Below are 10,094 nucleotides of genomic sequence, written 5' to 3'. Positions count from 1 at the left end.
CCGACCTCTCACGGGCGGAAGTCGTCGAATTTCATGGCAGTTTCCGGCACATCCCCTATCAGGCCAACCGGACGCTGGGCGTTCTGTCAAAGATGTTCAACCTTGCCGATCTGTGGGGCATCCGCCAGGACGGCGTGAATCCATGCCGGGGTGTCAAACGCTACCGGGAGGAAAGACGTGAGCGTTTCCTCACCAGAGAGGAGTATGCGCGCCTGGGAAGCAGCCTCGACGAGGCCGCCGAAGATATGCCCGAAGCCGCACGGGCCATTCGCCTGCTTGCCCTCACGGGCTGCCGGTTGCGCGAAATCCAGACGCTCCAGTGGGCGCATGTCTGGCTGGATGAAGCGGAACTGCGCCTGCCAGACAGCAAAACCGGAGCGAAGACCGTCCAGTTGGGCACGGCGGCTGTTGATGTCCTGAAGGCCACCCCTCACCTGCCCGACAATCCCTATGTCATCACCGGACGCAAGGCTGGCGAATATCTCACTGATCTGCAAAAGCCATGGCGTCGTATCCGCAAGGCGGCAGGGCTGGATGGCGTCAGGCTTCACGATCTCCGTCATTCCTTCGCATCGGATGCTCTGGAGATGGGAGCGGACCTGACAATGATCGGCCGGATGCTGGGTCATAGCGACATCAAGACCACCTCCCGCTACGCCCATCTGAAGCGGGAAAATGTCAAACGCTCGACGGATCAGGTCGCCCAGCGCATTTCATCCGCGCTCACCGATGCAAGGGAAAGCTTCTCCTAACCACCGGGAACAATTCTCCCGACACAAAACTGGATCGGGGATCCTTCAACCGGGCATGTCGCTTCCGACCCGCGTTTTACGTCTCGGGAAAAACCAGCGCATAGCTGGTGCTTCTTCCTCCTGCCGCCTCCCGGGCCAGAATATTACGCGACACGAGATCATTGATATCTCGCAGGGCTGTATCCGGTGACGTTTTCGCCAACTTCGCCCATTTGGATGAAGTCAGCTTGCCCTCAAACCCATCGAGCAGACGGTTGAGCATGAGGCGTTGCCGGTCATTGATCGCCTGTCCGGCCAGATTGTCCCAGAAACGGGCCTTCTGAATGACTTTTCCCAAGACCAGCTCAGCGCGATTAAAGGCGCGATCCAGAGCCCCCAGAAACCAGTGCAGCCAGAGCGTGATGTCCATATCGCCCTTCTGGGTGGCCTCAAGGATTGCATAGTAATCCTTCCGGTCGTGGCGGATCTGGGCTGACAGGCTGTAGAACCGCTGGTCTGTCTGTTCCGAACGCGCAAGCATGAGGTCGCCGATGGCCCGCGCCATGCGCCCGTTTCCGTCTTCAAACGGATGGATGGTGACAAACCACAGATGTGCAATGGCAGCCTTCAGCACCGGGTCCAGTGCCTGCCCGGCATTGCACCAGTCGAGAAAGGCCTGCATCTCCGCGGGCACCCTGCTGGCTGACGGCGCCTCATAATGGACCTTCTCCCGTCCGACAGGGCCAGACACAACCTGCATCGGGCCGGTTCTGTCATCACGCCACTCTCCCACCAGAATGCGTGCCATGCCGTTCCTGCCAGTCGGAAACAAAGCTGCATGCCAGGCGAACAGCCTTTCTTCGGTCAAAGGCTCAGCGTAATGCCGGGTTGCATCCAGCATCATCTCCACCACGCCTTCAACATCCCGATCCACCGCTGCCAGCGCGCCAATATCCATGCCCAGTCGCCGGGCAATGGAAGAGCGCACCTGCTCACGATCGAGGTTTTCGCCCTCAATCTCGCTCGACTTGATGACGTCTTCCGTCAGGGTCTGGAGCACGGCTTCCGACCTGAAATCGAAACCAAGACTCTCCATGCGCCCCAGGAGCCGCCCCTGCCGATGACGCACCGCAGCCAGTTCATGGGAGATGGAATCCTTGTCCCACCGGAAATCCGGCCAGTCTCCATGCTGATGAATGTATCGCGCCATATTCCCTGCACTCCTTGCGGGGAATATGGCGCTTAATCGCCGCAGACCGCAAGACTATATCCGCATCATATGCGGCGAATACGTCCATTATTCAACGCACATACTGGCCGAGCGCCTGGCAGAAGAACTCCTGCTGCCTTTTCCACCTCTTCCGAAAGAGCCGTGCCGCCTTTTTATTCCGGCAGCAACACCAGATCATCGACAGAAAATGACAGCAATGGGGGGGAGAACGAACCCGCTGCGCGGGATTGGTGTGATGTGGAGGCCTGTCACCACGGCGTGAGAGACCTGCTTTTATTTGGAACTGTTCTGATCGGGCCAAGCACTCTGGCTTCTTCCCACCAGAAGGAGCCGGATGATGACAGAGTCCCTGTGCATTGCTGCAATCAGTCCCCTTCGCCAGCGCTTGCTTGATGACATGGCGGTGCGGCGGTTCTCCCGGGAGACGCAGCGCAATTACCTTCGCGATGTCGGCCGTTTCGCCACGTTTCTGGGCCGCTCACCCCATACGGCAACAGCCGAGGATGTGCGCCAGTTCCAGATTGCGCAGAACGCGGCTGGCATGCCGACACCGACCATGAACGCCATCGTGTCGGCGCTGAGATTTTTCTTCACCCAGACACTCGACCGACCTGACCTTGCACGCAGGCTGGTCCGGGTGGCGCAGCCCCGCAACCTGCCCGTCGTGCTGAGCCGCGATGAGGTTGCCCGTCTGCTCAACGTAACCACCTGCCTCAAGCACCAGGCTGCCCTTTCGATCGCGTACGGGGCAGGCCTGCGGGTGGCCGAGGTCGCCGCCCTCAGGGTCAGTGATATCGACAGCGAACGCATGCTGCTCAGGGTCGAACGGGGCAAAGGGGGACGATATCGCAACGCCATGCTTCCGGCAGACCTCCTGCCCCTGCTGCGGGAGTGGTGGAAGGCCGGACGCCAGCAGGGCGTGATGCATTCGGGTGGCTGGCTGTTTCCCGGGCAGGACACCATGAGGCCCATCAGCACACGGCAGCTCCATCGCGTGGTTGTCGATGCGGCGCGGGCCGCTGCGATCACCAGACGTGTGGGGCCTCATACCCTGCGGCACAGCTTTGCCACGCACCTGCTTGAGGATGGTGTCGATGTCCGCGTGATCCAGGTCCTGCCGGGTCATTCCCGTCTGGAGACCACGGCCCTTTATACAAAGGTTGCGACACGGACCGTGCGGGCCGTCATCAGTCCGCTCGACAGGCTGGGCATGCTGACGACGGCGCAGGCAAGGCCTGACGGCTGATCCTGGAGCGGGGGCGGTCATGTCCGCCTCGCTCGCACTGGGGGACATCTTCCGGGCTGCCGGTCCTGCCTGGCGGGCAGCCCATATCGGCCGTCTCCTCCTGCAGCAGCTCAAGGTCATGTCGGCGATCGAACACTGTCGCACCGCAGCCCTTGGTGGTCATGTCGCGGCCTGCGGGGACTGCGGACACTGGCGCATTGCCTATAACAGCTGCCGCAACCGTCATTGTCCGCGCTGCCAGGGGAATGCCGCGCGGACATGGCTGGCCGAACGTGAGGCCGATCTGCTGCCGGTCGGGTATTTCCATGTCGTCTTCACCCTGCCGGCGCGGATCGCCGACATCGCGCTGCAGAACAAGGCCGTTCTCTACGCCCTGCTGCTCCAGGCCGCCTCGGAGACGATGATGACGATCGCCGCCGATCCCCGGCATCTGGGTGCCCGCATCGGCATCACCGCCGTGCTGCACAGCTGGGGGTCGGCGCTGACCCACCATTCCCATGTGCACATGATCGTGCCGGGCGGCGGCCTGTCGCCCGATGGCCAGCGCTGGATCTCGTCGCGCCCGGCCTTCCTCCTACCCGTTCGCGTGCTGGGCAAGCTGTTTCGTCGTCTGTTCCTCACCCGGCTACTTGCGCTTTTCGATGCTGACCGGCTGGCCTTCCGGGGCCGTCTTGCCCCTCTGGCAGACCGCCGTGCCTTTCTGCGGTATCTGGTCCCTGTGCGCAGCAGACCCTGGGTTGTTTATGCCAAACCACCTTTTGCGGGTCCCAAAGCGGTGCTGGCCTACCTGTCGCGCTATACCCACCGCGTCGCCATCTCGAACCGCCGCCTCCTGGCGTTCAACGAAAACGGCGTGACGTTCCGCTACAAGGACTACAGGCGGGACACGGCCCACCAGCAGCAGGTCATGACGCTCGCCACGGATGAGTTCATCCGTCGCTTCATGTTGCATGTCCTGCCACGGGGATTTCATCGCATCCGCCATTGGCCAGTTCCAGCCGCAAGGCCAGCCTCGCCCGGGTGCGAGAACTGCTGAATGTCATACCTACGCCAGCGGCAGAAATCCCGGAGTCCGAACCGGTCACGCCACTGCCCTGCCCATGCTGTGGCGGACTGATGGTTGTTATCCAGATCCTTCCCCGCTGGTGCCAGCCCAGAGGGCCGCCACCGGCGACTGATCCGGCCGGGGGATCACGATGACAGCCCGCAGAGACCACAGCATGACCGATCCCGATGCCGGAGTGGCTGCACTCCGGCAAACCGAGGCTCCTGTACGCATCACTGGAAAACCCGGAAAAATCGCTGCCTGCACCGCCAGTTCCGTCATCACATCATGCAGATCCGATCACAAAAACCCGTTCCAGTTCCACACACGCACCTTTATGCTCTGGCTCAGACTCTCCCCCGGGGTGGCGCCAGTTGCAAATTCCCCATAACTGAGTCCCGGTGTCGCGGGTTCGGTCTTCCCAGACTTTCGTACGCCTCGCGGCGCCCGAAACTCTTCAGGAAAGCAGAATGTCTGCTTTCGGACAGATAAAGTGAGACAGTCGCCATGATCGTCGAGCTCAGACACACGCGGCCGATAGGCGGTCGGCCTCGGCACAAATTGAGCTTGCGCTAGAAGAATAAGATGCGCTTTTAGAATGCACATGACAGGCCCCCACAAACACTCTCAATATTCTACTGTGCAGCGATCATTTCGTGATCTCGGACGAGAGGAAATCAGCGACCCCAACAAGCTTGATGCGCTCGAAGCTATGGGGTTTGGCGGACGTCTCACATGGGATGATTTGCTAGTATCATCTAGGGTTTTGCTGATTTCGGCCGCAGGGTCTGGTAAGACCCATGAATGCCGGGAGACGGCAAAGCGGTTATTCATCGATGGAAAGGCTGCGTTCTTTCTCACCCTCGAATCTGTTGCGACGACTGAAATATCGCTCCTGTTCGACCACGAACAGATGATGCGCTATCGACAGTGGTTGGCCGACGGTCACTCCGAAGCGCATTTCTTTCTCGATTCTGCCGACGAACTCCTGTTGTCTCACGGCAACTTTCGGCTCGCGCTGCGCAAACTTACGCGCGCGATAGATGGTCAGCTTCATCGAGCAAAGATTGTCGTCACCAGTCGGCCGATCGCGCTCGATCTTGATGCGTTTGCCAGTGAAGTGCCTGTCGTCGAATCTGCACCGCCGTCAGATATTGTCGAAGATTCTAATGCAAAGTTCCGGCGTCTGATCAGCGGCGAGACACGCAAGCAGCGATCCCAAGCGAAGAAGACACCGGTCGACCATGACCCGCAAAGCGGCGTCCGCATCGTCGGGCTCACACCGTTGAGCGAGGCGCAGATCAAGCAGATTGCTGAAGGCAAACAAGTCAGGAACATTGCTGGACTGCTAGCGGAGATCGGCCATAGACGTGCTTGGGAGTTCGCTCGGCGTCCTCAAGAACTGATTGAGATATGTGCCTATTGGAACGAATATAAGCGTCTTGGAACCCGCTCTGAACAGATCGCCGAAGATATCCGTCATAAACTTCAGGAAGCAGGGGAGCGCAAGCGCCACATTTGCCTGTCCGATGCACGAGCCCTTGAGGGCGCCGAACGATTAGCTCTCGCGCAAGTGTTGACCCGCAAAAGAACCATTCGTTTTTCAGACTTGTCGCTTGATGCACACGAGGTAGAAGCAGCGCTCGACCCGTCGATCATTCTCCATGACTGGTCGGACAAGGATCGAGTTGAATTACTGCAGCGCCCGTTGTTCGGGTTTGCCAGCTATGGACGTGTCCGGTTTCACCACCGCTCAGCTTCCGAATTTCTCGCGGCCAAGCGACTACGGCGCCTCAGCGCCGACGGCCAAATGCCAAAGGCAGCGTTGTTTCGACTCCTATTCGGCGAATGCTATGGTCGGGATCTGGTATTCCCTTCGATGCGCGCGGTCGCGGCTTGGCTGGCAATAACAGACGACGCTGTACGCGACGAGATGGTGCGTCGAGAGCCTGAAGCCTTGATGGATGATGGCGACCCAGAAAGTTTTTCTACGAGCGCGCGCTCCCGTATCCTCGCGGCCTACGTCGAACGCTATGGAGGCGATGGCTGGCGCGGGGTGCGCATTCCCTATCCTCAAGTATTGCGTTTCGCATCATCCGATCTGTCGCCCACCGTCCGTAGGCTTTGGCAAGAACAAAGCACCAGCCCAGAAGTCCGCGAACTGCTGATCGATCTCATTCAGGCGGCGCGCATGGAATGTTGTTGCGATATTGCCTCAGAAGTGGCGAATGATCCCCAAGCGTCACCGACTGACCGTGTAACGGCTGTTACAGCTCTTGCAGAGATGAAGGCACCGGGCGAGCTGGCAAGCCTGATCGCGTCATTACTAAGCAAACCGCACTGGCCATCACGTGTGAAAGAGAGGGTGATTGACCCACTTTTCCCTAAACATCTTTCATCTGAAGATTTCGTCCGGCTTCTCGGACAGATTGATGTCGACAAACGTAGTGTTGGCGGGATCGAATGGACACTGCCAACGCTGATATCGTATTGGATGCTCCCTGACACGGAAGTCACTTTACTGCGTGACTTGTTGGCACGGCTAATCGAAGACAGCATCGAGCCTATCAAACACTGGCCGCATTATACGAGCAAATATCGATACCTCACGTCGGCCTTGGCAGCATTTTGCCTGCGTCAATTCGAGGATACTCATCTACCTACCGAGGGACTGCTTAAGGCCGCCATAATCGCGGCTCGATTAAAAAACGATGAATTTGGCGATGAAAAGCCCGTAAAAGAAGTGATCGAGCGGCTCCGCCATGCTCCAAGAACCTGGCGAAAATTTATCTATTTAGCGGAGGGGCGATTTTGCGCCGCGCATGTTCCGCCCCGCAATGACAACGAGCTCGGGATAAACATCGCCTACGCCTCTACCGTGGATGCGATTGACTATGACGATTTCGACTGGCTGTTGGAGGTGGCGGCTGACACAGGCTGTGATCAGCGCATCCGCGCCGAAGCTTTCTACAACGCTCTACGCCTGCTTCGTGTGGATGGTCAGATACTTGAAGGTCGGGCCGCAGCTTTGCGCGACGTTGCGAAGGATAATCTCGTCTGGATCGAAAAGCTGGCGCAATGGCTCGTCCCTGCGAAGTTGGATCGGTCCCACGCGGTGCAGGAAGCGAAGTGGACGAGGCAGGCAGTTGCGCGGCAGGCCAAAGAAGCTGAGGCCATTCAGACTTGGATCGATTGGCGGAAGGACGTCTTGCGTGATCCCGATGCCTATTTCTCAAAAGCGAGCATTGCCAGAATAGTTAGGGATTTTGAGTACGTTCTTGAGCGTGATCTCAGAGACGTGGGGCAACGCTCCCATTGGAACGGCGCATTAATCTCGAGCCATTTTAATGCTGCGATCACCGAACGGGTGCGCACTGCATTCTGCGCCTATTGGCGCACCATCAAGGTTCCGCTGTGCAGCAAGCGCCCTGCGGATGAACGAAACACTGTCTGGAGCGCCTGTATCCTTGCGTTAGCGGGAGTTTATGCTGAAGCGGAGCGCCCGGGATGGGCACGTGATCTCGAACGCAAGTATGCCGAGGCAGCTGCTTGCCTGGCTCCTGTCGAGCCCAACGGCTTCCCCCCATGGATAGCGGATTTGGTCGCGCATCAGCCTGAGGCCGTCGAAGCTACGCTTGGTGAGGAGCTTTCAGCACAGCTGGATAATGCCGTCAGTTTCGAATTTCCGGGATTGCTCGCGGACTTCTCGCGGGCTGACCAGCATGTCCTCGAGTTCTGCGCACCGCGCGTATGGGCGTGGCTGTCGACGACCGATGCAGCGTTCGAAGGTGACCGGCAGCAGGCTCGAATGCATGCTCATCTTGAGAGGGCTATCGACTACCTGCTTCGAAGTTCATTCGACCGGTCCCGTCTGATCACTCTGGCGCAAAACCGGCTCTCGGATGGCCTTGGCAGGCCTTTCGCGCTGCTCTGGTTGATGCTCTTGCTGAGTACCGCGCCGCGAGAGGCTATTGGACTGTTGGAACAACATCTCGGAATGCTTGATCCATCAACACGGTATCGCCTGTGCGAAAATCTGTTCGCCACGCTCGCTGACCGACGCAACGTCCGCTTCTGTCTCGATCTATCTGGCCAAGATTTCACCCCCGCGGTGCTTCTTTCGCTGGTCAGGTTGGCTTATGCTGAAATCCGCATCCCTGATGACATCGACCGGGCGGGCGGCGGAGTCTTCAGGCCGACTGCGCGCGATAAGGCACAGGATGGGCGCGGAGCCGTACTGAATGCTCTACTCGACTGCACCGGCGCTGAGGCTTGGGCCATCAAGCAGGACATGCGGGATGACCCGTTGTTTGCCCACTTTAAAGACAGGCTCGACCAGCTTGCGCGCGAGAAAGCTGCCAGTGAAGCTGAAGGCCTCCCACTGGCCGATCACGATATTTCGCAGATCGAGCTTTATGGCGAAGCCCCGCAGGCGGACCGCAACGGCATGTTTCGGATGATGATAGATCGGCTTACCGATCTTCAGCACGATATTCGCGCGCACGAGTTTTCCGAGCGATCAATCTTGGCCGATATCCAAAAGGAAAAGGATATGCAGGTATGGTTCGCCAAGCGCCTGCAGGAGCGCGAGAATGGAGCTTATCGTGTTGATCGTGAGGCACTGGTGGTCAATGACAAGGAAACGGACATCCGTCTCCTCTCGGTGCGTTCGAATGCGAAGGCCGTGATCGAATTGAAACTTGCCAACAATGGGTATTCCGTTGTTGATCTCGAACGGGCTCTGGAAGACCAGCTGATCGGTCAATATATGCAGCATGATGATTGTCGTGCAGGCTGTCTACTCGTGACCATGAGCAAGCACCGCACTTGGCGATGCCCGGATACTGGATCCGTGATTGATTTCTTGAGCCTTTTGGAGCGGCTCCAAAGCCTTGCAGTCAGCCTTGAGGTGCGGTTGAACCATCAGGTGAAGCTAGCGGTCGTTGGAATTGATTTAACGGTATAACGCTTGCTTCGAATCGGCGGCTCTTCCCGTAATGATTAGATTGAGTAATTGACGTGCCTCCCGGAAATGTAACCATTTAAAAGTAGAGTCCGATCGAGAAGGATACGGACGGATGAAGCGCAGTCGTTTTACGGAAGAACAGATCATAGGGATTTTGAAGGAACAGGAATCCGGGCTGAAGGTCTCTGATCTTTGCCGTAAGCACGGGATCAGTGACGCGACCTTCTACAAATGGAAGACCCGTTATGGTGGCCTTGAGGTATCCGAGGCCAAACGGCTGAAGGCGCTGGAAGATGAAAACAGCCGCCTGAAACGTCTTCTGGCGGATGCCATGCTGTATAATGCGGCACTGAAGGAAATTGTTGGAAAAAAGTGGTAACGCCTGTCGCGAAACGGCAGGCGGTCCGACACATTCAGGAAGCTCTGGCCCTGAGTGAACGCCGAGCCTGTGCGCTTGTTGGTGTTGCCAGGGCGTGTCGCGCGGTATGTTTCTACCGGAGCGGACGATGCTGCCCTGCGCCAGCGCCTACGGGAACTGGCGGACCAACGACGCCGCTTTGGCTATCGCCGCCTGGGTTATCTTCTGGCGCGGGAAGGATTCAGCCCCAATCACAAGAAGCTGTTCCGCCTTTGTCAGGAGGAAGGGCTGAAAGTCCGCCATCGGGGTGGCCGCAAGAGGGCGCTGGGGACGCATTCTCCCATGACCATCCCTCAGGAACCCAGGCAGCGCTGGAGCCTGGATTTTATCTCGGATGCCCTGATCTGTGGCCCCTGGTTCCGCATTCTGGCTGTTATCGACGATTTCAGTCGCAAGAACCTGGCATTGGTTGCCGACACGTCATTATCAGGTGGACGTGTGGCGCGGGAACTGACGG

The 10,094-nt window shown here is 58.5% G+C and carries 4 protein-coding genes and 2 pseudogenes; 5 read left to right on the top strand and 1 reads right to left on the bottom strand.

Annotated features, from left to right (window positions below; genetic code table 11):
* A partial coding sequence (locus tag CFR79_RS14570) for a tyrosine-type recombinase/integrase (protein ID WP_146220155.1) occupies positions 1-752 on the top strand: 752 nt, incomplete at its 5' end.
* A gap of 76 nt (positions 753-828) precedes the next feature.
* Here the strand turns inward: CFR79_RS14570 and CFR79_RS14565 are convergent.
* Entirely contained in the window at positions 829-1,941 is a 1,113-nt protein-coding gene (locus CFR79_RS14565) for a Fic family protein (protein ID WP_110548382.1), read from the bottom strand.
* A gap of 355 nt (positions 1,942-2,296) precedes the next feature.
* On the opposite strand from CFR79_RS14565, the gene CFR79_RS14560 reads away from it, so the two are divergent.
* From CFR79_RS14560 to CFR79_RS16290, 4 genes and pseudogenes are all read left to right on the top strand, one after another.
* The gene (locus CFR79_RS14560; RefSeq protein ID WP_110548381.1) at positions 2,297-3,208 is read left to right on the top strand and encodes a tyrosine-type recombinase/integrase; all 912 of its coding nucleotides are present in this window, start codon (positions 2,297-2,299) and stop codon (positions 3,206-3,208) included.
* A 19-nt stretch (positions 3,209-3,227) separates the two neighbouring features.
* Positions 3,228-4,408, top strand: a pseudogene (locus CFR79_RS14555) (IS91 family transposase).
* Positions 4,409-4,857: 449 nt separating this feature from the next.
* On the top strand, positions 4,858-9,219 hold the full coding sequence (locus CFR79_RS14550; RefSeq protein ID WP_146220154.1) for an NACHT domain-containing protein: 4,362 nt from the start codon (positions 4,858-4,860) through the stop codon (positions 9,217-9,219).
* Between the two features lie 112 nt (positions 9,220-9,331).
* A pseudogene (locus CFR79_RS16290) lies at positions 9,332-10,094 on the top strand (IS3 family transposase); the annotation flags it as partial.

It is taken from the genome of Komagataeibacter saccharivorans (genome assembly GCF_003207825.1).
GTDB lineage: Bacteria > Pseudomonadota > Alphaproteobacteria > Acetobacterales > Acetobacteraceae > Komagataeibacter > Komagataeibacter saccharivorans.
The sequence above is the reverse complement of the archived record's forward strand: the minus strand, read 5'-3'. Positions and strand labels throughout refer to the sequence as shown.

Bases quoted from the DNA above. Each gene is read 5' to 3' on its own strand.
- CFR79_RS14565 (WP_110548382.1), bottom strand. From the start codon at position 1,941: ATGGCGCGATACATTCATCAGCATGGAGACTGGCCGGATTTCCGGTGG.
- CFR79_RS14560 (WP_110548381.1), top strand. From the start codon at position 2,297: ATGATGACAGAGTCCCTGTGCATTGCTGCAATCAGTCCCCTTCGCCAG.
- CFR79_RS14550 (WP_146220154.1), top strand. From the start codon at position 4,858: ATGACAGGCCCCCACAAACACTCTCAATATTCTACTGTGCAGCGATCA.